General features: G+C 69.1%; 32 protein-coding genes. 18 read left to right on the top strand and 14 right to left on the bottom strand.

The annotated features are described in order from the left end of the window. Positions 1 to 275 precede the first annotated feature (275 nt). The 5 genes from ACFQ7Q_RS27825 to ACFQ7Q_RS27845 all read left to right on the top strand — a co-directional run bounded on the left by ACFQ7Q_RS27825 (position 276) and on the right by ACFQ7Q_RS27845 (position 4305). Complete coding sequence (locus tag ACFQ7Q_RS27825) at positions 276 to 932, top strand: DUF4230 domain-containing protein (RefSeq protein ID WP_383559775.1); 657 nt, start codon at positions 276 to 278, stop codon at positions 930 to 932. A 94-nt stretch (positions 933 to 1026) separates the two neighbouring features. Then, positions 1027 to 1596, top strand: coding sequence for a VanZ family protein (locus tag ACFQ7Q_RS27830; protein ID WP_383559776.1), 570 nt, complete (start codon positions 1027 to 1029; stop codon positions 1594 to 1596). A gap of 135 nt (positions 1597 to 1731) precedes the next feature. Next, the gene (locus ACFQ7Q_RS27835; RefSeq protein ID WP_383559777.1) at positions 1732 to 2685 is read left to right on the top strand and encodes an aldo/keto reductase family oxidoreductase; all 954 of its coding nucleotides are present in this window, start codon (positions 1732 to 1734) and stop codon (positions 2683 to 2685) included. A gap of 196 nt (positions 2686 to 2881) precedes the next feature. Continuing rightward, a complete protein-coding gene (locus ACFQ7Q_RS27840) occupies positions 2882 to 3325 on the top strand; it encodes an ATP-binding protein (protein ID WP_383559779.1) in 444 nt (147 codons plus the stop codon). Positions 3326 to 3492: 167 nt separating this feature from the next. Continuing rightward, entirely contained in the window at positions 3493 to 4305 is an 813-nt protein-coding gene (locus ACFQ7Q_RS27845) for an RNA polymerase sigma factor SigF (RefSeq protein ID WP_383559839.1), read from the top strand. 282 nt (positions 4306 to 4587) lie between these two features. Here the strand turns inward: ACFQ7Q_RS27845 and ACFQ7Q_RS27850 are convergent, their stop codons facing one another. Both ACFQ7Q_RS27850 and ACFQ7Q_RS27855 read right to left on the bottom strand, forming a co-directional pair. Next, positions 4588 to 4845 (bottom strand): WhiB family transcriptional regulator, encoded by a 258-nt coding sequence (locus tag ACFQ7Q_RS27850; protein ID WP_383559841.1) that lies wholly within the window; start codon positions 4843 to 4845, stop codon positions 4588 to 4590. 53 nt (positions 4846 to 4898) lie between these two features. Further along, on the bottom strand, positions 4899 to 5363 hold the full coding sequence (locus tag ACFQ7Q_RS27855) for an SsgA family sporulation/cell division regulator (protein WP_383559781.1): 465 nt from the start codon (positions 5361 to 5363) through the stop codon (positions 4899 to 4901). A 276-nt stretch (positions 5364 to 5639) separates the two neighbouring features. Between ACFQ7Q_RS27855 and ACFQ7Q_RS27860 the strand changes: the two genes are divergently transcribed. After that, positions 5640 to 7007, top strand: a complete 1368-nt coding sequence (locus ACFQ7Q_RS27860; protein ID WP_383559782.1) for a mycothione reductase — start codon at positions 5640 to 5642, stop codon at positions 7005 to 7007. Positions 7008 to 7252: 245 nt separating this feature from the next. Beyond that, on the top strand, positions 7253 to 7621 hold the full coding sequence (locus tag ACFQ7Q_RS27865) for a PRC-barrel domain-containing protein (RefSeq protein WP_383559784.1): 369 nt from the start codon (positions 7253 to 7255) through the stop codon (positions 7619 to 7621). 81 nt (positions 7622 to 7702) lie between these two features. On the opposite strand, the gene ACFQ7Q_RS27870 is transcribed toward ACFQ7Q_RS27865, so the two are convergent. The 7 genes from ACFQ7Q_RS27870 to rpmG all read right to left on the bottom strand — a co-directional run bounded on the left by ACFQ7Q_RS27870 (position 7703) and on the right by rpmG (position 11659). Next, positions 7703 to 8101, bottom strand: coding sequence for a hypothetical protein (locus ACFQ7Q_RS27870; RefSeq protein ID WP_383559785.1), 399 nt, complete (start codon positions 8099 to 8101; stop codon positions 7703 to 7705). 235 nt (positions 8102 to 8336) lie between these two features. After that, positions 8337 to 9509, bottom strand: a complete 1173-nt coding sequence (locus tag ACFQ7Q_RS27875; RefSeq protein WP_383559787.1) for a GTP-binding protein — start codon at positions 9507 to 9509, stop codon at positions 8337 to 8339. 7 nt (positions 9510 to 9516) lie between these two features. Further along, entirely contained in the window at positions 9517 to 9687 is a 171-nt protein-coding gene (gene rpmF / locus ACFQ7Q_RS27880) for a 50S ribosomal protein L32 (RefSeq protein ID WP_383559789.1), read from the bottom strand. A gap of 102 nt (positions 9688 to 9789) precedes the next feature. Next, positions 9790 to 10026 carry a 30S ribosomal protein S18 gene (gene rpsR, locus ACFQ7Q_RS27885; protein ID WP_383559790.1) on the bottom strand — a complete coding sequence of 79 codons (237 nt, stop codon included), beginning with the start codon at positions 10024 to 10026 and terminating at the stop codon, positions 9790 to 9792. 52 nt (positions 10027 to 10078) lie between these two features. Then, on the bottom strand, positions 10079 to 11221 hold the full coding sequence (locus ACFQ7Q_RS27890; protein ID WP_383559792.1) for a CobW family GTP-binding protein: 1143 nt from the start codon (positions 11219 to 11221) through the stop codon (positions 10079 to 10081). Next, a complete protein-coding gene (locus ACFQ7Q_RS27895) occupies positions 11218 to 11466 on the bottom strand; it encodes a type B 50S ribosomal protein L31 (RefSeq protein WP_383559794.1) in 249 nt (82 codons plus the stop codon). Before ACFQ7Q_RS27895 ends, ACFQ7Q_RS27890 begins: the two co-directional genes overlap by 4 nt. A gap of 28 nt (positions 11467 to 11494) precedes the next feature. Beyond that, positions 11495 to 11659: a 50S ribosomal protein L33 gene (gene rpmG / locus ACFQ7Q_RS27900; protein ID WP_030118432.1), complete on the bottom strand. Its 165-nt coding sequence runs from the start codon at positions 11657 to 11659 to the stop codon at positions 11495 to 11497. Positions 11660 to 11727: 68 nt separating this feature from the next. On the opposite strand from rpmG, the gene rpmB reads away from it, so the two are divergent. The 3 genes from rpmB to ACFQ7Q_RS27915 all read left to right on the top strand — a co-directional run bounded on the left by rpmB (position 11728) and on the right by ACFQ7Q_RS27915 (position 12674). Continuing rightward, entirely contained in the window at positions 11728 to 11964 is a 237-nt protein-coding gene (rpmB, locus tag ACFQ7Q_RS27905) for a 50S ribosomal protein L28 (RefSeq protein WP_383559796.1), read from the top strand. Then, positions 11964 to 12269, top strand: a complete 306-nt coding sequence (gene rpsN, locus ACFQ7Q_RS27910; protein ID WP_383559798.1) for a 30S ribosomal protein S14 — start codon at positions 11964 to 11966, stop codon at positions 12267 to 12269. Before rpmB ends, rpsN begins: the two co-directional genes overlap by 1 nt. Before the next feature lie 168 nt (positions 12270 to 12437). Then, entirely contained in the window at positions 12438 to 12674 is a 237-nt protein-coding gene (locus ACFQ7Q_RS27915) for a hypothetical protein (RefSeq protein WP_383559799.1), read from the top strand. Between the two features lie 218 nt (positions 12675 to 12892). Here the strand turns inward: ACFQ7Q_RS27915 and ACFQ7Q_RS27920 are convergent, their stop codons facing one another. Next, positions 12893 to 13738: an alpha/beta fold hydrolase gene (locus ACFQ7Q_RS27920; RefSeq protein ID WP_383559801.1), complete on the bottom strand. Its 846-nt coding sequence runs from the start codon at positions 13736 to 13738 to the stop codon at positions 12893 to 12895. Between the two features lie 290 nt (positions 13739 to 14028). Here ACFQ7Q_RS27920 and ACFQ7Q_RS27925 point away from each other — a divergent pair, with 290 nt between their 5' ends. Continuing rightward, on the top strand, positions 14029 to 14853 hold the full coding sequence (locus ACFQ7Q_RS27925; RefSeq protein ID WP_383559803.1) for a universal stress protein: 825 nt from the start codon (positions 14029 to 14031) through the stop codon (positions 14851 to 14853). Between the two features lie 132 nt (positions 14854 to 14985). Here ACFQ7Q_RS27925 and ACFQ7Q_RS27930 read toward each other — a convergent pair whose 3' ends face one another. After that, a complete protein-coding gene (locus ACFQ7Q_RS27930) occupies positions 14986 to 16074 on the bottom strand; it encodes a globin domain-containing protein (protein ID WP_383559805.1) in 1089 nt (362 codons plus the stop codon). A gap of 545 nt (positions 16075 to 16619) precedes the next feature. Further along, positions 16620 to 17078, bottom strand: coding sequence for a Crp/Fnr family transcriptional regulator (locus ACFQ7Q_RS27935; RefSeq protein WP_383559806.1), 459 nt, complete (start codon positions 17076 to 17078; stop codon positions 16620 to 16622). Positions 17079 to 17701: 623 nt separating this feature from the next. Between ACFQ7Q_RS27935 and ACFQ7Q_RS27940 the strand changes: the two genes are divergently transcribed. The 3 genes from ACFQ7Q_RS27940 (at position 17702) to ACFQ7Q_RS27950 (ending at position 19166) form a co-directional block, all read left to right on the top strand. After that, a complete protein-coding gene (locus tag ACFQ7Q_RS27940; RefSeq protein ID WP_383559808.1) occupies positions 17702 to 18103 on the top strand; it encodes an SHOCT domain-containing protein in 402 nt (133 codons plus the stop codon). 23 nt (positions 18104 to 18126) lie between these two features. Continuing rightward, entirely contained in the window at positions 18127 to 18546 is a 420-nt protein-coding gene (locus ACFQ7Q_RS27945) for a DUF6325 family protein (RefSeq protein WP_383559810.1), read from the top strand. A gap of 212 nt (positions 18547 to 18758) precedes the next feature. Next, positions 18759 to 19166, top strand: a complete 408-nt coding sequence (locus ACFQ7Q_RS27950; protein WP_383559812.1) for a hypothetical protein — start codon at positions 18759 to 18761, stop codon at positions 19164 to 19166. Between the two features lie 458 nt (positions 19167 to 19624). Here the strand turns inward: ACFQ7Q_RS27950 and ACFQ7Q_RS27955 are convergent, their stop codons facing one another. Further along, positions 19625 to 19819, bottom strand: coding sequence for a hypothetical protein (locus ACFQ7Q_RS27955; RefSeq protein ID WP_383559814.1), 195 nt, complete (start codon positions 19817 to 19819; stop codon positions 19625 to 19627). 66 nt (positions 19820 to 19885) lie between these two features. Between ACFQ7Q_RS27955 and ACFQ7Q_RS27960 the strand changes: the two genes are divergently transcribed. The 4 genes from ACFQ7Q_RS27960 to ACFQ7Q_RS27975 all read left to right on the top strand — a co-directional run bounded on the left by ACFQ7Q_RS27960 (position 19886) and on the right by ACFQ7Q_RS27975 (position 22620). Next, on the top strand, positions 19886 to 20206 hold the full coding sequence (locus ACFQ7Q_RS27960; RefSeq protein ID WP_383559816.1) for a hypothetical protein: 321 nt from the start codon (positions 19886 to 19888) through the stop codon (positions 20204 to 20206). Between the two features lie 209 nt (positions 20207 to 20415). Next, positions 20416 to 20970 carry a DUF6434 domain-containing protein gene (locus ACFQ7Q_RS27965; RefSeq protein ID WP_383559818.1) on the top strand — a complete coding sequence of 185 codons (555 nt, stop codon included), beginning with the start codon at positions 20416 to 20418 and terminating at the stop codon, positions 20968 to 20970. A 247-nt stretch (positions 20971 to 21217) separates the two neighbouring features. Continuing rightward, on the top strand, positions 21218 to 21781 hold the full coding sequence (locus tag ACFQ7Q_RS27970) for a dihydrofolate reductase family protein (protein WP_383559843.1): 564 nt from the start codon (positions 21218 to 21220) through the stop codon (positions 21779 to 21781). A gap of 107 nt (positions 21782 to 21888) precedes the next feature. Beyond that, entirely contained in the window at positions 21889 to 22620 is a 732-nt protein-coding gene (locus ACFQ7Q_RS27975; RefSeq protein ID WP_383559819.1) for an SDR family NAD(P)-dependent oxidoreductase, read from the top strand. Positions 22621 to 22878: 258 nt separating this feature from the next. Here ACFQ7Q_RS27975 and ACFQ7Q_RS27980 read toward each other — a convergent pair whose 3' ends face one another. After that, positions 22879 to 25119, bottom strand: a complete 2241-nt coding sequence (locus ACFQ7Q_RS27980; RefSeq protein WP_383559821.1) for a sulfatase-like hydrolase/transferase — start codon at positions 25117 to 25119, stop codon at positions 22879 to 22881. Between the last annotated feature and the right edge of the window lie 59 nt (positions 25120 to 25178).

Genomic DNA, 25178 nt, shown 5'->3' on the forward strand with positions numbered 1-25178 from the left:
GCGCACCGACACACCGGCGCCCCATACGTCTGGGTCCCGACCCCGTGCCCCGGCGCCACCCGGGTAACCCCCCCCCGCGGCCCCGCCACCCCCCGTCCCCCCCGGGGGTCCCCCCGCCGCTGCCGCGCTGCGCGAGGAGAGCGTCTTCTCGCCGGAAGACATGCGGGTGAGGACAGAGGCATCAGATCCGGTCGGAGTGCACCTCGGGAATGTCAACCAGCCCCAGATAGAGGCTGGTTGGGAGTGGCGACCCGCTTGCGGGGCACTCGCAACACATGGAAGCAGACGCAAAGGAAAGGGCCCCGCGCAGGTGGCCTGCTGTCGCCGTCGTGCTCGTCGTGCTGTCCCTGATCCTCTTCCTCCTGGGGCGGTTCGTCCATGTGCCGGGACTGGACGACGTGTTCGGCGTCGACACGCATGACCGTTCCGGGCCGGCGGTGCTGAAGTCCATCCAGGACATGCACCGGTACGAGGGCGCCGCCGGCAACTACCAGGTCGTGGTCGACCTGGAGAAGGACGCCCGACTGCTGCCGGACTCGATCCGCGGGACTCGTACGCTCTTCGTTGCGACCGGCAGCGTGGCCGCGTACGTCGACTTCGGCGGCATCGGCCAGGACAGCGTGACCGTCGACGAGAAGCGCACCACTGCCACCCTCCGTCTGCCGCACGCGCGGCTCGCTGAGCCGTCCGTGGACCCGAAGCGCTCCTACACCGTCTCGAAGCAGCGCGGCCTGGTCGACCGACTGGGCGACCTGTTCTCCGACAACCCGGCCGACGAGCGTGCCGTCCACGTCCTCGCCGCCGACCGCATCGGCGACGCCGCCAAGGAGAGCGACCTGACGCTGCGGGCCGAGAAGAACACCACGTCGATGCTCCAAGGCCTGCTCCGCGCCCTCGGCTTCGAGCGGGTCACCGTCACGTACGCGCGATAGCGGGTTGCCACGCGGGAGCCATGCATCGAACGGGTACTCGGTCCATGTCCGGGTGCCCGCAACCTTCTTGTAAGTATGCGGAGTTGGGGTTGTCATGACGTCACGTACCGGATGGCGCCGCGTCACGAGCGAGCGGCAGCAGAAGGAGAGGAGGGACAGGAAGCAGAAGGGGCGAACCCCAGGGGCGGGACCCGGACGCTGGCTCCGCTTCGGCGTCACTGTGCTGGCCCTCGCGGCGATGGTGGCTTTCGGTGTCGTCCTCGCCCGGCTGACCCTCCAGCCGTCGCCGGCGTCGGAGGTGCTCACCCACGTCAACCTCCGGCCGGGGGACTCGATCCGTGCCTACCTCGGGCAGCCTGCCTTCCAGGACACCGTCAAACAGCTCGGCGGCAACATTCTTCTGGGCGTGCCGTTCGGCCTGCTGCTGCCGGTCGTTTCCCCCCGTACCCGTGGGTTCGTGAGAATCGCCCTTCTGACGGTGGCGACGATGCTCCTGGTCGAACTGATCCAAGGGGCACTGGTCACAGGGCGCGCCTTCGACATCGACGACGTGCTGCTCAACACCACGGGCGCGCTGCTCGGCTATGCCCTCGTGGGCCGCCGCATGGGCAGGGCGGTGTATCCGCGGCGCAAGCGCCGATGGTGGTGGCCGCGCCGCGCCTGACCACGGGCGGCGCCGGCAGGAGATCGTTCTGCTGGTTCGCCCTGCCGCTGTGGGCCCGTACCCGTCAGGGGGGCGGTGCCGACCTCGTACGCGGTCGCGTGGCACGGTGTCGAGTACGTGTGCGAAAGTGACCCGGTGACCACGCCCGAGAAGACCGACCACCGCCTCCTCTTCGGCTGTATGGGCCTCGGGGGAGGCTGGGACGCGAGCCCCCATACGGCAGCCGACATCGACGCGGCGGAGGCCGCCGTCGAGGCGGCGCTGGACAGCGGCATCGCCGCCTTCGACCATGCCGACATCTACCGGCACGGAAAGTCGGAAGCCGTCTTCGGCGAGGTCCTCGCCCGCTCGGCCGGGCTCCGCGACCGGATCACCCTGCAGACCAAGTGCGGCATCCGCCTGGCGGAAGGGGACCGCCCCGGCCTGTACGACCTGCGAGGCACCTCCATCGTCCGCAGGGTCGAGGAGAGCATGGAGCGGCTGCGCACCGACGTCCTCGACGTACTCCTTCTGCACCGCCCCGACCCGCTGGCCGATCCCGCCGACATCGGCGACGCCCTGACCTCGCTCCACCGGCAGGGGCTCGTCCGCCGTTTCGGCGTCTCGAACATGAACTCCGCGCAGATCGCCCGGCTCCAGGCCCACCTGGATCTGCCGCTCGTGGCCAACCAGCTGGAGATGAGCCTGCACCAGCGTGCCTGGCTGGAGGACGGCGTCCTCGTCAACACCCCGGAGTCCGCGGCCAACGGATTCCCCGCCGGTACCGTCGAGCACTGCCTGACCCACGGCATCGGGCTCCAGGCGTGGGGGGCCCTGGCGCAGGGACGCTACACCGGGGCACAACAGATCCCGCAGGAGACGGCCACGGCCGCGCTCGTGACCTCGCTCGCCGAGGCCAAGGGCACCACACCTGAGACGATCGTGCTCTGGTGGCTGCAACGCCACCCGGCGCGTATCGCCCCCGTCATCGGCACGTCGAACCCGGAGCGCATCCGCGCCTGCCGGGACGCCGCGACGAGCGAGCCCGACCTCAGCCACGACGAGTGGTACGCCCTCTGGGTCTCCGCCCGCGGCGCCGCACTGCCGTAACCGCGGCGAGCCTGCCGACGCAGGGCCCAGGACCTCGCCTGGACGCGCCCGTCGCGACCGACCTCCCTCGCCTGCTTTCGTCGCTTCCACCGGCCGCATCCGTACTTGTCGGGTGTGCGTGGTGTGGGGCGGGCATACAGCGGATACCCGACGGACAGGGCGGGAAAGGTGCCGGCCACACGAGGGAGGACGGGCGATGGGTGAGGTGATCATCAGGACGAGCGCGGCGCATCGGTCGTCGCTGTCGGCGAGCGTGTCCTACGAAGCCGTCGACATGGGGGCCCGGACCATCGCGTCGGCCCGCGACTTCGCGGCCGACTTCCTCACCGCCGTGCCGACCGCCGGAGGCGATCCGGTACCCCAAGAGCGCGTGGATCTGGTGCGCCTGGTGGTCAGCGAGCTGGTGACCAACGCGGTGCGGCACGCCCCAGGCCCCTGCCGGGTGCTTCTCGAATGGTTCGAGGACGCCCTGGACATCTCGGTGGCCGACCGGCTCGAAACCGCCCCCGTAGCGCGGCCTCCCGACCCCCTACGCATCGGACAGCACGGTCTCGAGATCGTGGTGGCGGTGTGTGAGAGCGTGACCGTGGAGCCGCAGTTGTCAGGGAAGCGCGTCCGGGCCCGTCTTTCCCTGGCGTGATGGCTCGGTCCGGGCTTCTTCTTCCCGCTGAGCTTTTTCTGACATGTCTCGTGGAAGTGGGGGTAGGCGACATCCCCACGGGGGCAACCGTTGCCAACCGACGAGAGAAGGTCATCAGAGTGCCGACTGAGGTGTCGACGGAGACGAGGACTGGTGTCGAGACGGGTATGGAGGACCTTCCCGTACTCGAATCTCCCCGCAAGGTCGCCCCGAAGGACGCGCGCGAGCTGTCGAAGCTGTTCTTCGACAAGCTGGCGGAAATGGAGGAGGGCACGCACGAGTACCAGTACGCGCGCAACACGCTGATCGAGATGAACACGTCGCTCGTCCGCTACGCGGCCGGCCGGTTCCGGGGCGCCCGCGGCGACGAGATGGAGGACATCGTCCAGGTCGGCACCATCGGTCTCATCAAGGCCATCGACCGGTTCGACCTCTCCCGGGAGGTGGAGTTCACCAGCTTCGCCATCCCCTACATCGTCGGGGAGATCAAGCGCTTCTTCCGTGACACCTCCTGGGCGGTCCATGTACCGCGCCGGTTGCAGGAAGCCCGGATCGAGCTGGCCAAGGCGACCGAGGAGCTGAGCTCCCGGCTCGGACGCGCACCGAGCGTGGCAGAGCTGGCGACCCTGATGAACCTCTCCGAGGACGAGGTGATCGAGGCGCGGATCGCCTCCAACGGCTACAACTCCGCGTCACTCGACGCCGCCTTCGGCCCGGACGGCGAAGACGATGCCGCGGCGCTCGCCGAGTTCATCGGAGTGGAGGACCCGGCGCTCGAGCTCTTCGAGGACTTCCACACGCTCGCGCCGCTGCTCGTCGAGCTCGACGAGCGCAGCCGCCGGATCCTGCATCTGCGCTTCGTCGAGGAGCTGACGCAGTCGGAGATCGGCAACGAGCTCGGCATCTCCCAGATGCACGTCTCCCGACTGCTCTCCCGCAATCTGGAGCACCTGCGCAAGGGCATGCTCGACCAGTCGTAAGCACGAATCGGCGCCGAGGGATGCCCTCGGCGGAACGGCCTCACCAACCCCCTTCTGGTGAGGCCGTTCCGTGCTGCCAGGAGACTCCGCGGGTCGTGCAGGCCGAGCCGGTCGGGAGCATGAGTTCGGGCAGCACGGCAAGCAGATGGTGCCGGCGCTCTACGCCGGGTCGAAACCGGGCCGTGCCGCCCGAAGGAACGCGGTCAGGACGTGCCATCCACTCGGTTGACCTGCCCCTGCGCCGTGCCCGTCACGGCACGCCACCGCGCGTCGTACAAGGACTCACTTCGCCCTGTTCGCCCGGCGGCGCGACTTGCGCTTCAGCGACTGCCGCTCGTCCTCGCGCAGGCCGCCCCACACACCCGTCACCTGGCGGGAGTCGTCCATGGCCCAGCTCAGGCATTCCTCGCGCACGGGGCAGTGCCGGCAGATCTCCTTGGCCTCCTCGGCCTGGATCAGCGCCGGTGCGCCCGTCCCCACAGGGAAGAAGAGGTCGGGGTCGACATCCTGGCAGGCCGCACGTGCACGCCAGCTGTCCAGCATCATTTCCTCCTGTCACTTGCCTTCGTCGGTCCGTCGCGCGGAATCCGGTTCTACGGTCGCGCGAAGAGCTGAGAGGTCTCGGCCGCCCAGCCGATCCGCGCGGCCTCCGCTCCCTCGGGCACGGCGACGTATGTCTCACCCAGCCAGCTCCGCAGGCCCGCGCGGTCGACGTCGACCACGGCGAACGCCCCTGCCGGGCCCAGCCGCATACGGACGCGTCCTTCCCTGCCACCGCAGCGCAGCGGCCACAGCCGGACGTCGCCTTCGCCGCTCAGGACGCGGGTCCCGGAGCGCAGCAGCTCCCGGGAGAAGGTCCAGTCGACGAACCTGCCCTGCGGAAGCCGGAACGTCACGCGTACCGCCCAGGGGTCGTCGGGGTCGTAGTGGAACACAGCCTCGACGGGCAGACCGATCCCTCCTTGGATCTGCCGGGCAGTGGTGTGCCACGACCGCATCGGGGGTGGCGGGGGTACCGAGGGCGGCTGGGTGGTCTCGTGTCGGCTCGATTCAGACATCGTCACCAGTTCCGTCGGAGAAATCGCGCCGCTGCCTGAGCGGCGCCGTACCCCCGCTCGTAACCCCTGACGAGGATTTCACGCATTCTCTCTGTGAGAGGGGCGTGAAAGGCATGCCTGAGGCCGGAAGGCTCGGGCGCCCATCGCAGAGTCGAACTACCTTGCGGGGTGGGTCGATCCCGGCTGCCATCGCGCCCATGGACTCCCGTGTGTGGGCGGAGTCCCGCCGGGCGTGCCGCCGTGCTTCTTCGGCACGCGCCCTCATACGCTGGATCGATGCGTCACCACGATCTCGTCGTCATCGGTGCCGGATCCGGCAACGCCGTCGTCGACGACTCGTTGGCCGATCTCGATGTGGCAGTCGTCGAGGAGCGTTGGTTCGGCGGCACCTGCCTGAACGCCGGATGCATCCCGAGCAAGATGCTCGCCCACACCGCACATATCGCACGGAGTGTCAGGGAAGCCAGGGCGTTCGACGTGGACGCAACCTTGGAGGCGGTGCTCTGGCGGGACGTGCGCGACCGGGTCTTCGGGCGGCTGGACGCTGAACGGGACCGGGGGCGCAGCGGCAGGATGGAAGACGACTCGGTCACCGTGTACGAGGGCAGCGCGTGGTTCACAGGTCCCAGGACCCTTCGGATCGAACGGGCGGACGGAGCCCTGGACATCAGCGCCGGGCGGATCGTCGTCGCGGCCGGCGGTCGTCCGCTCGTGCCCAAGCCCGTCGTGGATGCGAACGTGCCGTACGAGACGTCCGACACCGTCATGCGGATCGACGCGCCGCCACGGCGACTCGCGATCCTGGGCGGCGGTTACATCGCCGCGGAACTGGCCGAGGTGTTCGCCGCGGCGGGCAGTTCCGTCACCATCGTCGAGAAGGAGGATCACCTGCTCGGCCCGCAGGACGAGACGGTCGCGGAGCGGTTCACCGCGTTGGTCGGTTCCCGATACGACCTCAGGCTCGGCCAGGAGGTCACGACGGTCGGCGGTCGCCCGGGCGCGCCGCGCCTGACCCTGGACGACGGATCGACGGTCGAGGCGGACATGCTGCTCGTCGCGGCGGGCCGCGTCCCGAACAGCGACCGGCTGAACCTGGAAGCGGCGGGCATCGCCACTCACGGCGACGGCCGTGTGATCGTGGACGAATACCAGCGCACCACCGCGGACGGTGTCTTCGCGCTCGGCGACATCTGCTCGGCGGTACCCCTCAAGCACGTGGCCAACCGCGAAGCGAAGGTCGTCGCGCACAACCTCCGCCACCCGGACGACATGATCGCCGCCGACCACGGTCCGGTGCCGGCGGCGGTCTTCACCAGTCCCGAGGTCGCCTCCGTCGGTGCCACGGAGCAGGACTGCCGCGACAAGGGGCTCGACTACCTGGTGGGCAAGGCCGAATACGGCGATGTCGCTTACGGCTGGGCCATGGAGGACACCACCGGCTTCTGCAAGGTACTCGCCGAGGCCGGTACGGGCCGGCTCCTCGGCGCCCACCTGATGGGCCCGCAAGCGTCCATCCTCATCCAGCCCCTCGTCCTGGCGGCGACACTCGGCATCGACGCCGCGACCCTTGCCACGGCTCCGTACTGGATCCATCCCGCGCTCACCGAGGTCGTGGAGAACGCCCTCCTCGACCTCGGCCTGTGAGCGCCTGACCGAGGAGCGCCTGGCCGAGGACGTGTGCAGTTACTCAGAGGGCGGGTAATCGAGCTGCTCGCCGCCGTGGCGCGCCGGTCGCTTCCTCTGCTGCCGCGAGATCGGGTGATTGTGTCGCCGCGGTCGGGGCAGGCGGAGCTGAGGCGGGGAAGACACCCCGCTGCGAAAGACAGACGGAAGAGAGGGACGGCAGCGATTCGCCGGCCGTCCTTGCCTACCGGAGGAGTTGTTTTCGCGTGACTGAGCACGTGTGGAGCTACAAGTCGACCGCCGGTCACCTGGCCGGTGCCGAATTGACCGGCTACAAGGTCGAGGCGATCGACGGCAGCATCGGAAAGGTGGACAAGCACTCCGACGAGGTCGGTGACGCCTATCTCGTCGTGGACACCGGTGTCTGGATCTTCGGCAAGGAGGTCCTCCTTCCGGCCGGCACCGTGGTTCGGATCGACGTGGACGACCAGAAGATCTTCGTCGACCGGACCAAGGAGCAGATCAAGGACGCTCCCGAGTTCCACCGTGACAAGCACCTCAAGGACCCCGACTACCGCCACGAGTTGGGGACGTACTACGGACTGGGCGGCCCCTTCGGAGGGCCGATGATGTGAATCCTCGTGTGTAAGGAGGGCCCCGACTCGACGAGTCGGGGCCCTCCTCGCTCTTGTTGTCACTCGTGATGAACGTGCCGGTCAATCGGTCTGGCAGGTGTGGGCGAGGCTCTGGTCGAGACCGCTCCTGTGGATGGCGTCGAGGGCCATGGCCTTGGCCGTCGACGACCTCTCCCGGTCCAGCGTCGCCCTGCACTCGGTGTCGGACAGCAGGGGCTGAGCCTTCTGGACGGCGGTCAGCAGTTGGCGATCCACGCGGTCCGGGATCGGACGGACCTCGGCGGTGAGGCTGGGGCGGTGGGTCGGTTGCTCCGTGGGTTGCTCTTGCCACCTGGCGTGGAGAGACCGCTGGACTGCCTTGTTCGCCGCGATCTGATCTTCGAAGATCCGCCGGACGGCGGTTTGGTCGATGCCCAGCTTCGCGGCCTTCGCGGCCGCGATCTCCACCACGGCGGTACGGCCGTCAAGCCGGGGGAGCATGAGCCTGCCCGGTCCCCGAACTCGGACCGTCGTGCGGTGATGAGCCACACGGGCCGTCCACGCCCTGAGGCCGCACGTCGGTGTCAGCCGTGCGGTGCGGGCAGTTCGAACGCGGCTTCGGTGCCAGTGGGCGTGGCTGGAGCCAGCGTCAGGGGCCGGATCCTGCCGGCCCCGGCCAGGAGGGCCTACCGGGCTGGGCAGTGCCGTGGCTGCGACCACTGCCCAGCCCGGAGCTTCAGGCCGCCTCCGGCGTGGCGTGCTCGTCCTCGCAGGCGTCGTTGACGCCATATGTCTCCCAGTCCGGGAAGTCGTCCTCGGTGGGGACGGCTTCGCCCTGGCTGAGGAGGCAGGCGTCGAGGGCTGCCCGGAGGGCGTCGGGGCGTAGTCCGGTGCCGATGAAGACGAGTTCCTGGCCCTGGGTGGCGTCACGGCCGACGATGCCCGAGGGCTCGAAGCGGGCCACCGCACCGGCCTGGGACCACAGGCCGGTCACGCGGGGGCGGCCGGCGAGCCGGAAGAAGCCCTTCGAGCGCAGAACGTTACCGAAGGTGCCGCTGTCGAGGCCCTTGGTCACGAAGTTCCACAGCCGGCCGGGGTGGAAGGGGCGGTCGGAGCGGAAGACGACGGAGGAGATGCCGTACTCCTCCGTTTCCGGAACGTGGTCTCCGTTGAGCTCCTTGACCCATCCGGGCGCCTGCTGGGCCCGCCCGACGTCGAACAGGCCCGTGCCCAGGACCTGCTCGGAGGCCACGTGCCCGCGAACGGCGGGGACGATCCTGGCCTCGGGGTTGAGGCGCGTGAGGGTGGCGCGCAGTCGTGCGGCTTCGTTCGGGCCCACCAGGTCGAGCTTGTTGAGGACGATGACGTTCGCGAACTCGACCTGGTCCATGAGGAGGTCGCTGACGGTGCGTTCGTCGTCCTCGTACTGGTCGAGGCCGCGCGCGGTGAGCTCGTCGCCGCCGGCGAGTTCCGGCAGGAAGTTCGCCGCGTCGACGACGGTGACCATGGTGTCGAGGCGGGCGAGGTCGCCGAGGGTGGCGCCGTCGTCGCGCGGGAAGGAGAACGTGGCGGCGACGGGCATGGGTTCCGAGATGCCGCTGGACTCGATGAGCAGGTAGTCGAAGCGTCCTTCGCGTGCGAGCCGTTCGACCTCTTCGAGAAGGTCGTCGCGCAGCGTGCAGCAGATGCACCCGTTGGTCATCTCGACCAGTCGCTCCTCGGTGCGCGACAGGGCGGCCTCGCCATCGCGGACGAGTGCGGCGTCGATGTTGACCTCGCTCATGTCGTTGACGATGACCGCGACCCGCAGTCCTTCGCGATTGCCGAGGATGTGGTTGAGCAGGGTGGTCTTTCCCGCGCCGAGGAAGCCGGACAGCACCGTGACGGGCAGTCGGTCGTACGTCGTCATGAGCCGCTCAGCCCTCGGGGCGGAGCAGGCCGCGCTCGTACGCCTTCACCAGGCGCTGCGGCACCAGGTACACCGCACCGTCGACCGTGATGGGGACCAGCTGCGGTGTCGTGGCCTTCCACTGGGCCCTGCGGTGACGGGTGTTGCTGCGGGACATCTTCCGCTTGGGGACGGCCACGAGGTTCTCCTGGGTGATTCGGGGGCGATTGCGGCCTGTATGAGACTGGGTTCGGTACGACGGTGTCCGCGCGGGCGCCGAGTCGCCCGCCGCGAGGCTGCTCTACCGAGTTCCGTACGGGAGCAGGGCCATTTCACGGGCGTTCTTGATCGCTGCGGCGAGCTGTCGCTGCTGCTGGGCGGTGACGCGGGTGACGCGGCGGCTGCGGATCTTGCCGCGGTCGGAGACGAACTTCCGCAGCAGATCGGTGTCTTTGTAGTCGATGTAGGTGACCCCTGCCGTGTCCAGCGGGTTGGGGCGGGACTTGAGCGGCTTGAGGGGGTTCTGGCGGCGGGCCATGCGCGTTCCTTGCGATTCTTGCGGTCGTCGGTGGTCAATGGGTGGTCGGTTGTCAGGAGACGGGGTCGAGGAGGGAGTCGAAGGCGGCCGGAAGGGACTTCCACACCTCCGGACCTGCCGCGTATTCGGCGTCGGTGAGGAGGCAGGACTCGAGGAGTTGCTCCAGGCCGTGGCGGTCGAGGCCGGGGGAGGTGAAGACGAGGTGCTGGCAGCAGTCGCCGTGGTCGGGATGCCAGTCGAGTGAGGCCGCCGCCCGGCGCGTCGGCGGGACCAGTTCCCATGCGGCGTCCGGCAGGGAGGCCAGCCAAGGGCCGGCGTTCTCCACGCACAGGGCGCCGCCCGCGGCGTCCCAGGCGAGCAGGGTGTCGGGGCGGTCGGCGAGCCAGAAGCGGCCGCGGCTGCGGGCGGCGGCGCAGCAGAGGTCTTCCAGGGCCTGGTAGAGGCGCTCGGGGTGGAAGGGGCGCCGGCGATGCCAGACGAAGGTGGTGACTCCAGCTTCCTCCGCCTCTTGGGGGAGCAGGGCACAGGCCGGATGCTGGGCTGCCGCCGCCGTTTCCACGTCGAAGCCGGCGAAGGCCAGCGCCGCCAGTTCGCCGGACGCGGCATCCACCCGTCGAGCGGTCGGGTGGAGCTGGGCCAGCAGGGCGCGGTCCTCGTCGTCGGCTTCCTCGCTGTCGACGAGGGCGAGTACAGGCGCGTACTCGAGCTGCCGCGCCCAGGTGTCCCCGACCGTGCGCTGATCGGAAGCGGCCGCCGCGAGGCCCACCTCCGCGAGATCGTCGCCGTTGACGAGGTAGGGCAGGACGAGTGCCGGGTCCACCGCGGTCATCACGCCGGTGAGGTCGAGTGCGTCGGCGCCGTGTGCGGCGATGACCTCGGCCATCGCCTTGGGCTCGACCGAGTCCCACAGTTCGACGACGGCCAGCCGGGTCGGTCCGCTGCCGGCCAGCCGTTCCAGCTCGGGGACGAGATCCTCGCGCAGTGCGCAGCAGGCGCAGTCGTTGACCAGGGGCGTCTCATCCCGGGACAGCTCGCCGGAGGTGTCGCGCACCAGGCGCTGCACGGTGCCCCGCGCTGCCGTGGACAGGTCGTGATGGAGGGCGACGCTGCCGGGGACGGCATGCAGCAGCCGGTCCACGACTTCCCTGCGGGCGTCGGCGTGGAGGCCGCCGACGATGACGACGGGCAGGGTCACGCCGTGCTCCCGTAGCGGCGCTGGAACCGCTCGACCCGCCCGGCGGTGTCCAGGACGCGGGCGGTGCCGGTGTAGAAGGGGTGGCTCTGCGAGGAGATCTCGACGTCGATGACGGGGTAGGTGTTGCCGTCCTCCCACTCCACCGTCTTGTCACTGGTGGCCGTCGAGTGGGTGAGGAACGCGAAGTCGGCGGCCTTGTCGCGGAAGACGACGGGGCCGTAGGCGGGGTGGATTCCAGGCTTCATGGCTCTCCTTCGAGCAGCGGGGCGGGGGTCAGCGCTCTTCGCGGAAGTCGACGTGCCGACGCGCCACCGGGTCGAACTTGCGCAGCACCATGCGGTCCGGATCGTTCCGCCGGTTCTTGCGGGTGACGTAGGTGTAGCCGGTGCCCGCGGTGGAGCGGAGCTTGATGATCGGGCGTACTTCGTTGCGTGCCATGCCGCTACTATACGGGAATGGGAATCGTTTTCAATAACGGTTCCGGTTCAGAGAGAGGCAGCAGCACCATGTCCGCCCAATGCCAGCTGACCGGCGCCCGCCCGGGCTTCGGCAACACCATCTCCCACTCGCACCGGCGCACCTCCCGCCGCTTCGACCCCAACATCCAGCGCAAGCGCTACTGGCTGCCGAGCGAGGGGCGCCATGTCCGCCTGACGCTGAGCGCGAAGGCGATCAAGACCATTGACGGCATCGGGATCGAGGCCGCGGTGGCACGGATCCGCGCGCGGGGGGTGAGGGTCTGATGGCCAAGAAGAGCAAGATCGCGCAGAACGAGAAGCGCAAGGCCACCGTCGCGCGGTACGCCGCCCGGCGCGGCGAGCTGAAGGACATCCTCCGCCGTCCGTCGTCGACCGAGGCCGAGCGCCGCGACGCGCTGGCAGAGCTGCGCAAGCAGCCCCGCAATGCCAGCGCCACCCGGGTGCGCAACCGGGACAGCGTCGACGGACGGCCCCGTGGCCACCTGCGGAAGTTCGGACTGTCGCGCGTCCGGATGCGCGAGCAGGCGCACGCCGGATTCCTGCCCGGAGTCACCAAGTCCTCCTGGTAGCCCGCACCCGCTACACCGGCGAGCGCGCAGGGCCCACACCTCCGGCGGGATGTGTGGGCCCTGCACGCTGCAAACCCGCCGTGCCGGCGGCCGATTCTCGCAGGTGGTGATCTCTGTCGTGCTGTCGGCGGCGCGTGACCGACGACGGTCCGGCTCGTTCTGAGGGGCATGAACAACATCATCAAGCGTGCTCTCGTTGCCACGACCCTCGTCGGTGCTGCTGCTGCCGTCGGTGCCACTCCGGCTGCGGCCGATCCGATCGGCGGCCTCCCGATCGGCGGCGTCTCGAACGCAAGCGTCGACGGCCTCGGTCTCGTCACCGGGGTCGCCGACACGGTCGGCCACCCCGGCAAGGTCCTGGACCTGGCTGACACCGGGAGCGTCGTCAACGGCCTCAACCGCTGAGGTTGTCGTTCCACGTCCGGCCTTGAACGCGTGGGAGCGGCTGGGGCGAAAGTGGGGCGGGCGAGGCCGTCGAAGCCGGGATGGGTCCGGTTCCGCTGGCCTGGGCCGGATCCCGGCCGGGTCGTCGGCGACGCGCGGCGCCGGCTCTCGGTGCGGCCGAGGATGACCCGCCCTCGGACTTCTGTGCCCGCACCACTAACCGCCGGCTCCCATCAGGCTCAGTAGCCCGCTTCGTCGGAAGCGGTGTTCTCCAGGATCGCGCGCACGATCGTGTCCCAGTCGCGTCGGTCGACCCCGTGGCCCGCTCCCTCCAAGGCCAACAGCCTTGCGCCGGGGATCTCTTCCGCAAGTGCCTCGCCGTGTCCGAAGGGAAACATCGGATCCGCGGTGCCATGGATCACGAGCGTGGGCACGGCGATCGACGACAACGGCTCTCGCGATTGCTCCGCCTGGGGAATCGAGTCGTGGTTCCGCACGGCCGCGAAGTCGCGCGCCCGCTCGACGTCTCGACGGACCAGGTCACGGGCGGCGGTCTCATCGAACAGTCGTCGGCCACCTGTGAGTACACGGGAGTACTCGACCAGGTACTCGATCACCGAGGAGGCCTGCGACCAATCGACCTGTGCAGTCGATACGAATCGCGTGAACTCCTCGGTCGGCGGGGGCAACTCCCGATCGCCCGCCACCGCACGGGACGTGCTGATCAGGACCAGCGAGAGGACACGATCCGCATGATCGAGCGCGAGCAACTGCGCGAACGCACCTCCAGCTGAGACACCCACTACGTGTGCGGCCGGGACCTCATAGGCTTCGAGCACACGGACGGCGTCGCCGACCAGATCCGCGTCCGTGTACCCGGGTCTCCCCAGTGCGTAGGTGACTGATCGACCGGTGTCGCGGTGGTCGTAACGGATCACGAACCGTCCGCCCTCAGCGAGTGTCCGGCAGAAGTCTTCCTCCCACCAGAGCATCGAAGCCCCCGTGCCCATGATGAGCAGGACCGGCGGGTCCGAGCGATCACCGAAGGACTCGGCGCACAGTTCGGCGCCATTCGCGTCGATCATGCGCTCAGGCATCGACACATCGCTCGTTCGGGGCATCCGGTCCGGAAGACTTGCATGTCGGACAGCTTTCCTTGAAGCGGAACAGAGCTCACACGAAACGCTGGAAGGAGACCGTAACGGGCGATCGAAGCACATCTCCAGGGGCTGGTGGGCAAGGGCGGCGATAGCTCGGCCGATCCGCTGTGACGACGCCGGCCGAGAGCGCAGGGGGAATAGGGCGGGCAAGAATTGCAGGGACATGCCGATGGGGTGAAGCTGAGACTCCGCCGCTTGAAGTGGAGCAGCCAGCTATGGGCAATCTGGTCGTTGTCGGGGTGGACGGCTCGTCAACGAGTCTCGCCGCCGTGGAAGCAGCGGCCATGGCAGCTGCTCGGCGCGGTGCGGCTCTGCGTGTGGTCCATGCCGATGTTCCGATCAAGCCCAGGCACGTGGTGCCGGACCCGGCCGGGAGGAAGCTGGTCCAGGAAGCGGCGGTCCACGCCCTCGACGTGGCTCCTGAGGTAGCCGTCACCAGGGCCGTGGTGACGGGTGACGTGGTGCACGTGCTGGAGGCCGAGTCGCAGGCCGCGGACCTGATCGTCGTGGGCTCCAGGGGAATGGGTGGCATCGCGGGCCTGCTGCTGGGATCCACACCGGTGTCCTTGGCGGCCCGCAGCCATTGCCCGGTGATGACGGTCCGCCAGGAACACCGGACATCCGCTGAAGCAGGGCCGGTCGTACTGGGCGTCGACGGCTCTCCGGACAGCGACGAGGCCGTCAACGTCGCCTTCGCCGAAGCAGCGCGGCGCCGGACCGAGCTCGTAGCCGTTCATGCATGGCAGCCGGACAAGGCCTCGCCCGGGACAGCCCCCGAGTCCGCGGAGCAATCGCTGGCCCAGGCGCTTGCCGGCCGCGCGGACACCTATCCGGATGTCTCCGTCAGACGCGACCTGGTAGGCGGCAAAGCGCGTGACGTCCTGCTGGAGGCGAGCAACGCGGCTCAGCTGGTGGTTGTCGGCGCCCGGGGGCGCAGCGGCATCGCCGGACTGCTCCTGGGCTCGGTCAGCCAGGCCGTGATGACCCACGCGCACTGCCCCGTCGTCACCGTTCGCAGGGAGAAGAGTTCAGGCGACTGAACAGATGGTCACGCGCAACTCGTCCCCATGGTTTCCATGTACGCCGTTCAGCCGAAGCACGCGACTGTGTCGAGGGCCGAATGGGGGGTGATCAGCCGCTCTCCCGATAGGGAAGTACGAGTCGGCGATGCCTCAGGGAGTGGCCAGGGTCGGGGTGTCGAACGGGTCGTAGTGGATGCGATCCGGGGGCGTGCCGCCGAGTGTGAGCGCCTGCGTGGCTGATGTGATCATCGGGGCCGGACCGCTGAGGAAGACGTCGTGGTGGTACCACGGCCCGTACTCGGCCAGGACCTGCGGCAGAGAACCCTGGATCCCGGGGATGTCCTCCTCGGAGATCGCGCCCCTGACCGTGAGCCAGTGATGCCGCTGCGCCAAGCGCAGCATGTCGTCCATCCCGTACAGCTCGGCGCCGGTGCGCGCGCCGAGGAAGAGATCGACCTGGTGTCGGCCGCCGCGACGGGCGACCTCTTCGATGAGCGCGCGCATGGGGGCGAGGCCGGTTCCGCCGGCCACGCAGAGCAAGTCGCTGTGGACGGCGGCGTCCAGCACCATGTCGCCCATCGGCGCGCCCAGGTGGACCATGTCGCCCACGGCGGCCCGGTGCACCAGCGCATTGCTGACCGCGCCACCCGGGACGGCCCGTACGTGGAAGGTGAGGGTGCCGTCCTCGCGGGGTGCGTTGGCGGGGGAGTAGAAGCGCCACTGCTTCGGATGCCAGGGGGTCTCGATGCTGACGAACTGGCCGGCGGCATGCTCGTAGGGCACGTGGGGATGCAGGGTGACCTCGGCGATGCCGTGCCCGCAGGGGACGATGCGCAGGATCGTGGCGGGCCAGACCGCGGGCCGTGTCTCCGCGTCCTGCTCGGCAGCGGTGATCATAGCGTCGGCGACTGCTCCGTACGCCTTGGTCCAGGCGGCTGCGATGTCCTGGGTCCAGGCGGGGCCGGCGTAGCGGGCCAGGGAAGCGAGGAGGCATTCGCCCACGGCGGGGAAGTGGGCCCGAAGCGCGCCGAACTTGCGATGGTCACGCCCGAGGTGTCCGCAGAAACGAACCAGGTTCTCCGGATCGTCGACCAGGTCGACGATGCGCAGCAACGCGCGCAACAGGCGGCCGCGCTGGGTGTCCATCCCCGGCGGGAACATCGGCCGCACCTCGGGGTAGCGGGCGAAGAGGATCGCGTAGAAGTAGACCGTCATGTCTGCGGCGAGTGGCTCGACCACCGAGACGGATGCGCGTATGAGATCTATCTCGTGGGCCGACAGGGGCGCTTCGGTGATCTCTGGCTCAACGGTGTGACCAGCAGGGGTGGATGCCGGATCCTCCGCGTGTGGGACAACGGGCGTGCTGCCTTGGCGTCTGATCCGGAACCTCAAGGGATCAGAGCTCCGTCGCCCGGTATTCGAGACGGTCGAGCCCGGGTGGATCGCAGGGTGGCCGGATGGATGGAGCGGCGCTCCCGATGTGCCCTCGGAGCGGGGACTTCACTGGCAGGCATGGGTCCTCGAGACGGGGGCGGGAGCATCGAAGTGGACTAAGCAGTTCCGGACGCTACCCGATCAAGGTGGTACTCAGAAGTAGCCAAGAGGCGCATGAGGGGCTTACACCTCCACGTCGTGCCGGGCCCAGCCCCCCGGTGTCTGGTGCCCGGATTCCCCGGTGTCTGGTGGGCAACACGCCACCGCCGATCGCGACGCTGGTGAGGGTCGGGGCATCGCTGACGGCGCGACGCGAGGTGACATCACGGTCTGCGGGAATCGGTGGGGAACTACAGGCCGCTGCCGTGGTGCGCGTACAGGTCCAGCAGGCGCACGCGGGCGGAGAAGAGGCGGTGGGCGAGCATCTGTCCGACGACGTGGCCCAGCGCGGAGCCGAAGCTCGGGTCGGCGTCCATCAGTATCCGTATGGTCGTCGCATCGAACTCGTCCGCTCGCACCCGTGTCATGGCCTCGGCCCCGAAGTGCCAGCGGTACGGCGCGAACAGCCAAGACCAGCCGAGTAGTTCGCCGGCGCTGACGCTGTCGATCACGGCCGGCCGCTTGCCGGGCACGCGGACGTCCAGGGTGACCGTCCCGGTCCGCATGATCCAGAACCGATCGGCGTAGCTGCCTTCCTCGAACAGTCGCGTTCCTTCGGGGAAGTCCACCGGGCGCGCATGCTGCAACAGGCGGTCACGGTGGTCTGCGGACAGAGCTGCGGTGAACCGTGGGGGGGTACGAGTGCTCATGGGGGCCTCCTCATCCGTGTCCGCTTCCAGTCTCCCGCGCATACCGAGAACGCGGGAAACGCTCTCGTGCCGTGTACGAGGGAAGGGTTGAACGGTCCCTTCCCGCGGCCGTCGGTTGCAGACGCGGGCAGCCGGATGGCGCGAGGTACTGCTGGAACGGTCGCCCAGTCGCTGCGCTCCCTGCGCGGGCCGCCGGCGGGCCTCGAAGCCGCAGTCACGTGCTGGGAAGATCTCCCGGTATGTCCGGGCATGAGAACCCTTGTGACCTGCGAAAACGTGCTGGACGGCCAGCCGCTGCCGAACCGTCCGGCGTCCCTCGAACGGCGCTACATGCGATCAACGACCGACCGGGCGATCATGTATGTGCCGGCCCGCATACGGCTGGACTCCGCAGTGGCGGAGGTCCGGGCGCGACGGGGCCGGGCGTGTGCTCTGCAGCCCGTTGGCGGTGGTGCCTGTGTGTTCGATAAGTGCCCCAGCGGGCGACGGGAAGCCCGCCCGGGCGGACCTCCCGCCGGTTGACCGCGCACAGCCGAGAGTGGACCCGCCCGGGCCCCCGAAGACCGCATTCGCATCGCGATGGGCCGTCGACGGTCCATGGCGTCATGCCGAGGAGAACGATCATGGACTATCCGCTGCTGAACGTGTTCTGGAGCATCATGTGGGTGTTCCTGTGGGTGATGTGGTTCATGCTGCTCTTCCGCATCATCGGCGACATCTTCCGGGACGACTCGCTCAGCGGCTGGGGCAAGGCGGGCTGGACAATCCTCGTCGTCATCGTGCCGTTCCTCGGATGCTTCGTGTACCTCATCGCCCGGGGCAAGGGCATGGGTGAACGTGAGCTGAGCCGGGCGCGCAGGAACGAGCAGGAGTTCCAGGAGTACATCCGGGCGGCCGCCACCGCGACCGAAGGGACCACCACCGATCACGCCTCGGCACTCGGAAAGCTTGCCGATCTCAGGAACCACGGCGACATCACGGCGGAGGAGTACGAGAAGGCCAAGCAGAAGGTTCTCGCCGGCTGACGCAGGGGAGAAGGAGCACAGTCGTGGACGTGGGACCTGTCGAGTACATAGCCGTCGCGTTTCCCGGCAACCGGTTCCGAGGCGAGATCGCACCGGAGCTGAAGCGCCTCGTGGCGAGCGGCACGGTGCGGATCCTCGATCTGACCTTCATCAGGAAGGACGCGGACGGCGTCGTCTCCCACGTCGAGCTCGATGCTCTCGACCCCACGGAGGCCTCGGTGTTCGACGACATCGGGGGAGAGGTCGGCGGACTGTTCAGTCAGGACGACCTCGACCTGATCGCCGAAGAGCTCGTCCCCAACTCGTCGGCGGCCATCCTCCTGTGGGAGCACACCTGGGCCGTCGGCATCACCGGCGCCATCCGACGCGCGGGCGGTGAATACCTCGCCCATGAGCACATCCCCGCCGAAGCGGTCGAGCGGGCCTACCAGGACTCTGCCTGAAACGCCGTACAGGCATTGGAAAGCGAAGGTGAGAGCCATGTCGGGTCGTCCTTCGGTGCGTCGAGGTCGCCCCGGCGTCATCGCCGTAGTCGCCCGCGCGACGGTCGCCGCCGGCAGGGCGAACGCGGTCTTGGGCCCGGTCGCCCGGCACCGGGCCGGGACCGCATTCTGAGGGGCGCACCGTCACCCCCGATCTGCGAAGGAGTCGTGTCATGACCCAACAACCACAATCGACCACCGCCCACTCATGGGCGGCCGGAGGCACCGTACTCGGCGGGGTCCTGCTGAGCATCCTGGGCGTCCTGCAGGTGTTCCAGGGAATCGCGGCCGTCGCCGAGGACGACGTCTATGCCCGGGTCGGCAACTACGTCTACAAGTTCGACCTGACCGCATGGGGCTGGATCCACCTGGCCCTGGGCGTCATCGCCTTCATCGTCGGTATCGGACTCCTGAAGGGCGCGAACTGGGCCCGCGTCGGCGGTGTCGTCATGGCGGCGCTCGTCGTCATCGCGAACTTCATGTGGCTGCCGTACACGCCCTGGTGGGCGATCACCGTGATCGGTGTCGGCATCTTCGTCATCTGGGGCCTCTGCAAGGACTGGGGGCACAAGTACACGTGACCGCCCGGTTCCATGGCCGGCATCGAGACCCAAGCAGGAGTGAATAGCGGAACAGGTCATCATCGGGCTCGGTTACGCCCGTACCCCGCATCGACACGGTGTGCGCACGCCTCTGGCGCCCCGTCCGTCCGAGGAGGCGACCGGCGCGGCGCGTCGCTTGGGCTCCGGAGGGGTCAGGACCGATGGTGGTGCACACCGGGTCGGCGATGGAGCCGTCGTCGTCGCCACTGTGGGCAGTTGTCGCCCCTGGGTTCCTGCGCCGACCCGGCCCCGCCGACTCCGGGTTTCGGCTCCTGAAGGGCGCCCGGACAATGCCGCATCCACGGAGATGGGGAAGCGTCGCTGCCGGCGGCAGCCATCCGGCCATTTCGAACGCGCCTCGCACGCTGCCGCTCAACTCCCGCATTTAGGTCGTGGTGATCGCTTGCTATAGCGTGTCCGCGTCAAATGACGCACTCTCACGCGCTCACGGGGGCTCCCACATGACCTATCCGCCGCAGCAAGGCCCTGGCCCGTACGGTCAGCCTGGTCCGTCTGGTCCGTACGCACAGCAGCCGCCGCAGGGGTACCCGCCCCAGCCGGGGTACGGGTACCCGCAGCAGCAGCAGCCGTACCCGCCCCAGCAGCACATGCAGATGCAGTCGCCGCCTCAACAGCAGCAGCAGTGGACGGCGCCTCCGCAGCCGGCGCCGCCGTCCCGGAGCGGGGGCATAGGCATCATGAAGATCCTCAAGGGCATCGGTGTGGTGATCGTCCTCATCGTCTGCGCGGTGGCCTACTTCGCCAGCCAGGACGACGCCGACCACGCGGAGGCCGGAGACTGCCTCAAGAACACCGGGTCCACGGTCTCTCCCGACCTGCAGGTGGTGGAGTGCGGAGGCGCCGAGGCCACGTACAAGGTCGTCGAGGTGATCCCCGACACTCTGGACACCACGAAGTGCGAGGGCAAGTCGGACGTCGGCTACCTCGAGCAGACCCGTGGTGGACGCCGCAGCTCGGGCAAGCAGTTCGTGCTCTGCCTCGACGAGCTGAAGAAGTAGCCGAAGCCGCGAAAGCCCCGAGTGTGGATGTCGAGCTCGAGGGCGCACGGACGGAGCGGTGGACTCCGCGCCTGAGTTGCCTCTTCCGGAACTCGGCGCACCACCGCTCCATGTCCGCTGCTCGACCGACAGGACCGGCGCTTCGAGGTGAGCGTGTGGGCGTGGGCCGCCCTGGTTACTCCCGCTCGGCGGTCGCCTAGGATGGGAACGTGAGTACGAGTGCGGGGGATTCTCGGCCCTCCCTGACCCCCGACCTGGCCGGTGCGGAGCTGAAGCGCTGGTACTGGACTCTTGCTGAACTGTCCGCGCTGGCAAGGGAGATGGGGCTACCTGTCGGTGGTGGCAAGGTAGCCGTGACCGCACGGCTGGCCGCCGCGCTGGACGGCCTCCCGTTGCCGGAGCCCGCGCCGTCGCCGCGGCGGGCGGCGAGGCAGCTGGCTGCCCCCGTCTGCCGCGATACCGTGATCCCGCAGGGGCAGCGGTGCAGCCAGGTCCTCCGGGAGTTCTTCCGTGGAGAGATCGGGCCTGCCTTTCACTTCGACGCGTTCATGCGGGACTACATCGCGGAGGCCGCCGGGCGCACCCTCGGTGAGGCCGTCGCCCACTGGCATGCGACACGTGTCCGGGCGGCTGAACCTCAAGAGGTCGGCTTGCAGTTCGAGTTCAACCGATTTCTGCGCGACTGGCACGGCCGCCATCCGGAAGGCTCCCGCACCGAGGCCCTCGCGGCCTGGCAGGCGTACCGAGCCCGCCCCCGTGGCTGAGGCTCCGTCCGCTCCGCTGTGGTGCCGGACGGTGAGCCCGAATGGAGGGGCCGCGCGGCGGTTTCGGATGCGGCCGTACGTCACCCAGGGCCAGAGAGTCTCCGCGTCGAAGTTCTCGGATGAGTGAGCTCTTCTCGACGAAATGATCTCGTGAGGTCACTTGGTCCGGGGGATCCCGCGAGTCGCGATGAGTTTCGAGGCCTCCGGCAGTCGTACGGTGGAACCCGCTATTCGAGGAGGGCTTCTGATGCGCAGCGTGACCTATTCGATGAACGTCTCACTTGACGGTTACATCGTCGGACCGGACGGCGAATTCGATTGGTCGGCTCCCGACGAGAACGTCTTTCGTTTCTGGATCGACCAGATTCGAGGGGTCGGCGTCCATCTGTTGGGACGTCGACTGTACGAGACGATGCTGTACTGGGAGACCGCCGACCAGGACCCCTCGCTCGACGACTCGACGCGGGAGTGGATCTCGCTCTGGAACCCCCTCCCGAAGGTGGTGTTCTCCACCACCCTGTCGGCCGTGGAGGGCAATGCCCGCCTGGTCTCCGGCGGCCTGGCGGAGGAGATCGAGCGGTTGCGAGCCGAGCCGGGGGAGGGTGACATCGCGATCGGGGGTGCGACTCTCGCCGCCGAGGCGGCCGCCTCGGGTCTGATCGACGAGTACCAGGCCGTGGTGTACCCGGTGCTGGTCGGCGGTGGCATTCCGTTCTTTCCCCGTGCCGAGCGCCGAGTGGATCTCGAACTCGTCGAGACCCGCACCTTCAGTTCGAAATTCGTCTACCTCCGCTACCGTGTGGCGCGTTAGCCGGCTCCTCCACCACGCTTCAGAAAGCACGGGCCTGGCCGGTGACTTCTCGGCTGGTGCCGTCTGCCGCCGCAGGCAGGGGCAGGGAGGCCCGCGGAAGGGAAGACGTGGCACGCATCTTCATCACGGGCTCCGCCGACGGTCTCGGCCGAGCCGCGGCCCAGACCCTGATGGACGCCGGCCATGACGTCGTCGTCCACGCACGCAGCACCGCACGCCTCACCGCTGTCCGGGACCTCGTCGACCGAGGGGCCGCGGCAGTCGTCGGAGACCTGGCCGACCAGGACGAGACGTCGAGCGTCGCCGAGCAGGTGAACCGGCTCGGTCCGATGGATGCCGTGATCCACAACGCAGGTGTCTACACCGGCCCACGCATCATGCCCGTCAACGTCGTCGCTCCCTATCTGCTCACGGCCCTCATCCGGCGCCCGCAGCGGCTGGTGTACCTGAGCAGTGGCATGCACAGAGGCGGGAGGGCGGAGCTGGCCCACGTCGACTGGAGCGGACTGCGCGCAACCGGTTCCTACTCCGACAGCAAGCTCTTCGTGACGACCCTCGCCGTCGCTGTCGCCCGGATCTGGCCGAACGTGATCAGTAACGCCGTCGATCCCGGCTGGGTTCCCACGAGGATGGGAGGACCCGGCGCGCCCGACGACCTGCGGCTGGGCCATCTCACCCAGGAGTGGCTCGCCGGCACGGACGACCCGCGAGCGCGTTCCAGCGGCGGGTACTGGTATCACCAGCGGCTGCAGGATCCCCACGATGCCGTGCACGACCGCGACTTCCAGACAGAGCTACTGGCCGCGATCGCGGACTACACGGGCACGGTCATGGTCTGACCCGGAGCCGGCCCAGGTCCGCCCCATGGCGGGACCGGCAGCCTTGAAGCCGCCATGGCCCGCGACGAGAGGGCGCAGGACACCTTTCATTCACCTGTTCTTGGCTTCGAAGACTCCTGGAATCGATCCGTGATTCTCATGGGCCCTTCATGCACCGTTGGTTGCCTGTGCGCAGCCGGTTGATTGCCGAAGGCGCGCCGGTCGAGACCGGACGGCCGCATCATGCTCGACAGTTGCGTGGCCCACCTGCCCTGGTTGTCAGCCCACGGTGACGCGCGCGAGGGCCCAGGAAGTGTGGTCGAAGGAGGTTCGGTTGTTGGCGTCCTCGACCACCAGCCTCAGGACGCGGACGCCGCGTACGTCCAGGTCGACCTGGACCGGGCCCGTGGCCGCCGTCAGGGTGGGCGTCGTCAGCAACAGACGGTCGTCGCCGTAGACCTTGGCGCAGGTGGCGCCGACCGCACTCTGCTTGGCCGAGAAGTCGTCGATGCCGACCAGCGAGGTGAACCGGACCGCGGCACCGCCGAGATGGAAGGCGACCTCGCTGGGTGCGTGGACGCCCAGGCCCTTGGCGTACGTCGTACCGCCGAAGGAGATCAGCGGTCCGTCGCCGGCGGCGTTCTTGCCATTGGAGGCGTCGCGCTCCACTGGCCCCCAGCCATTCGTGGCGCTGATCCACGGGAGTTCGGAGAGGTAGGAATCTCGGGTGGGGGCAGGAGGCGGGGTCGGGACCGTGCCCGTGGCCGGGTAGTGGACCGGGCCGGCCGGGCTGAGGGCGCTGCCCTCGGCGGTGAGCGTCCACGTGGTCGCGGGGGCGGAGCTCGCGGGTGGGGTGACCCGCCAGGAGGCGGTGAGACGGCCGCCGGCGGCGAGTTGGTTCGCCGTGGTCGGGGAGGTGGGGGTCACGATCCAGGCGTCAGGGGCGTGCAGCGCGAGCGAGGCCTTGGTCCACGGCCGTGAGGAGCCGTTGTCGAGGGTGGCGGTCACGGTGAACGCCTGGCCGGGGACGGCCAGACCGGGCAGGGTCAGGCGGGTGCCGAACGGGACGCGCGGATAGCTGTCCTTCCAGGACGAGCGCATGAGCGCCACCAGTTCCGCTGTCCTTGCCGGATGCTTGTCCACGACGTTGAGGGTCTCGCCGCGATCGGTGGCCAGGTCGTACAGCTCAACCTGCCACTGCTCATCGGGGAGAGTGTGGTCCCGCTCGGGGGCGAAACGCACGGCCTTCCAGTTGTCCCGGCGGACCGCCTCGGCGAGCCAGGTGGCCCGCCCGCCGTCCTGCGCGTTGGCCCGGCTGGTGACGCCCCGCTCGTCGCGGAACCAGTACAGGTGCCCGTGGCGCGCCGCGTCCGGGCTGCCGGCGAGCAAAGGAGCGGCGGAGAGCCCGTCCACGTCGGTGGGGGAGGGGGCGCCGCCCAGCTCGGCCAGGGTGGGGAGAACGTCGGTCAGCGGGGTGGGACGGTCGCTGATTCCCTGCCGGACCCGCCCGGGGCCCCAGGCGATGAGCGGGACGCGTACGCCGCCTTCGTAGAGGTTGCGCTTGTACCCGCGCAGTGGACCGTTCGCGTCGAACAGGTCGGGGTTGACCCCGCCCTCCTCGTGGGGGCCGTTGTCGCTGGTGACGAGGACGATGGTGTCCTCCTCCAGACCGAGCTCCCGGAGCCGGTCGACCACCTTGCCGACCAGCGAGTCGAAGTACGTGACCTGGGCCGCGTGGCCCTTGTTCGCGGCCGTCCAGCTCCGGTCGGCGTAGGCACTGGAGTCGGGGATGTCACTGGGGGCGTGCGGGACGTTCGGGGTGAGGAACAGGAGGAACGGCTCGGAGGCGTGGGCGCCGATGAACTCCAGGGCGCGCTGCTCCAGGAGGTCCGGGGCGTACACCGCCTTCGCGCCGCCGGCGTTGGCGGGGATGGGTTCCTTGACGTCGTTGTGCCAGAGGTACGCGGGGTAGTACTGATGGGCGTGGCTGTGGTCGATGTAGCCGTAGAACTCTTCGAAACCGCGGGCGGCCGGATGGCTGTCCTGGCCGGCGGCCTCCGGCCCGAAGCCCCACTTGCCGATCACGGCGGTGCGGTAGCCGCGGGCCCGGAGCACCTCGGCGAAAGTGGTGTCGTGGGCGGTGAGTGAACCCTGGCCGCCGGAGGAGGGGTTGGCGCGGACCGTGGAGTGACCGGTGTGGAGTCCGGTCAGCAGGGAGCAGCGTGACGGGGCGCAGACGGCCGCGGTCGAGTAGGCGTCGGTGAAGCGGAGTCCCTCGGCCGCGAGCCGGTCGAGTCGGGAGGTGGCGATCAGCTTCTGGCCGTAGGCGCCGAGATCGCCGTAGCCGAGGTCGTCGGCGAGGACGACGACGAAGTTCGGCAGCCGGGTACCCGGGCCCTCCGCCGCGTCCGGCACAGCCACCGAGGACGCCGCCTGCGCCGGCCCCGCTGCGGTCGCGGTGGCGGTGGCCAGACCGAGGGCGGCGGTCGAACCGGCCAGGAAGGTACGGCGGCTGGGCATGGCTGACGGCTCCTCGGATGCGGATGCGGATGCGGATGCGGATGCGGATGGGTATGGAG

Origin of the sequence: Streptomyces sp. NPDC056527, assembly GCF_042794475.1 — a bacterium.
Lineage (GTDB): Bacteria > Actinomycetota > Actinomycetes > Streptomycetales > Streptomycetaceae > Streptomyces.

What these genes read in the sequence shown, in the direction of transcription:
- ACFQ7Q_RS27860 (WP_383559782.1), top strand. Translation starts at nt 5,640, where the DNA reads ATGCGTCACCACGATCTCGTCGTCATCGGTGCCGGATCCGGCAACGCC.
- ACFQ7Q_RS27950 (WP_383559812.1), top strand. Translation starts at nt 18,759, where the DNA reads ATGACCCAACAACCACAATCGACCACCGCCCACTCATGGGCGGCCGGA.
- ACFQ7Q_RS27935 (WP_383559806.1), bottom strand. Translation starts at nt 17,078, where the DNA reads ATGAGCACTCGTACCCCCCCACGGTTCACCGCAGCTCTGTCCGCAGAC.
- ACFQ7Q_RS27875 (WP_383559787.1), bottom strand. Translation starts at nt 9,509, where the DNA reads ATGACGACGTACGACCGACTGCCCGTCACGGTGCTGTCCGGCTTCCTC.
- ACFQ7Q_RS27825 (WP_383559775.1), top strand. Translation starts at nt 276, where the DNA reads ATGGAAGCAGACGCAAAGGAAAGGGCCCCGCGCAGGTGGCCTGCTGTC.
- ACFQ7Q_RS27940 (WP_383559808.1), top strand. Translation starts at nt 17,702, where the DNA reads ATGGACTATCCGCTGCTGAACGTGTTCTGGAGCATCATGTGGGTGTTC.
- ACFQ7Q_RS27980 (WP_383559821.1), bottom strand. Translation starts at nt 25,119, where the DNA reads ATGCCCAGCCGCCGTACCTTCCTGGCCGGTTCGACCGCCGCCCTCGGT.
- rpmB (WP_383559796.1), top strand. Translation starts at nt 11,728, where the DNA reads ATGTCCGCCCAATGCCAGCTGACCGGCGCCCGCCCGGGCTTCGGCAAC.
- ACFQ7Q_RS27870 (WP_383559785.1), bottom strand. Translation starts at nt 8,101, where the DNA reads ATGCTCCCCCGGCTTGACGGCCGTACCGCCGTGGTGGAGATCGCGGCC.
- rpsN (WP_383559798.1), top strand. Translation starts at nt 11,964, where the DNA reads ATGGCCAAGAAGAGCAAGATCGCGCAGAACGAGAAGCGCAAGGCCACC.
- ACFQ7Q_RS27960 (WP_383559816.1), top strand. Translation starts at nt 19,886, where the DNA reads ATGAAGATCCTCAAGGGCATCGGTGTGGTGATCGTCCTCATCGTCTGC.
- ACFQ7Q_RS27830 (WP_383559776.1), top strand. Translation starts at nt 1,027, where the DNA reads ATGACGTCACGTACCGGATGGCGCCGCGTCACGAGCGAGCGGCAGCAG.
- ACFQ7Q_RS27915 (WP_383559799.1), top strand. Translation starts at nt 12,438, where the DNA reads ATGAACAACATCATCAAGCGTGCTCTCGTTGCCACGACCCTCGTCGGT.
- ACFQ7Q_RS27845 (WP_383559839.1), top strand. Translation starts at nt 3,493, where the DNA reads ATGGAGGACCTTCCCGTACTCGAATCTCCCCGCAAGGTCGCCCCGAAG.
- ACFQ7Q_RS27970 (WP_383559843.1), top strand. Translation starts at nt 21,218, where the DNA reads ATGCGCAGCGTGACCTATTCGATGAACGTCTCACTTGACGGTTACATC.
- ACFQ7Q_RS27855 (WP_383559781.1), bottom strand. Translation starts at nt 5,363, where the DNA reads ATGTCTGAATCGAGCCGACACGAGACCACCCAGCCGCCCTCGGTACCC.
- rpmG (WP_030118432.1), bottom strand. Translation starts at nt 11,659, where the DNA reads ATGGCACGCAACGAAGTACGCCCGATCATCAAGCTCCGCTCCACCGCG.
- ACFQ7Q_RS27925 (WP_383559803.1), top strand. Translation starts at nt 14,029, where the DNA reads ATGGGCAATCTGGTCGTTGTCGGGGTGGACGGCTCGTCAACGAGTCTC.
- ACFQ7Q_RS27895 (WP_383559794.1), bottom strand. Translation starts at nt 11,466, where the DNA reads ATGAAGCCTGGAATCCACCCCGCCTACGGCCCCGTCGTCTTCCGCGAC.
- ACFQ7Q_RS27920 (WP_383559801.1), bottom strand. Translation starts at nt 13,738, where the DNA reads ATGATCGACGCGAATGGCGCCGAACTGTGCGCCGAGTCCTTCGGTGAT.
- rpsR (WP_383559790.1), bottom strand. Translation starts at nt 10,026, where the DNA reads ATGGCCCGCCGCCAGAACCCCCTCAAGCCGCTCAAGTCCCGCCCCAAC.
- ACFQ7Q_RS27840 (WP_383559779.1), top strand. Translation starts at nt 2,882, where the DNA reads ATGGGTGAGGTGATCATCAGGACGAGCGCGGCGCATCGGTCGTCGCTG.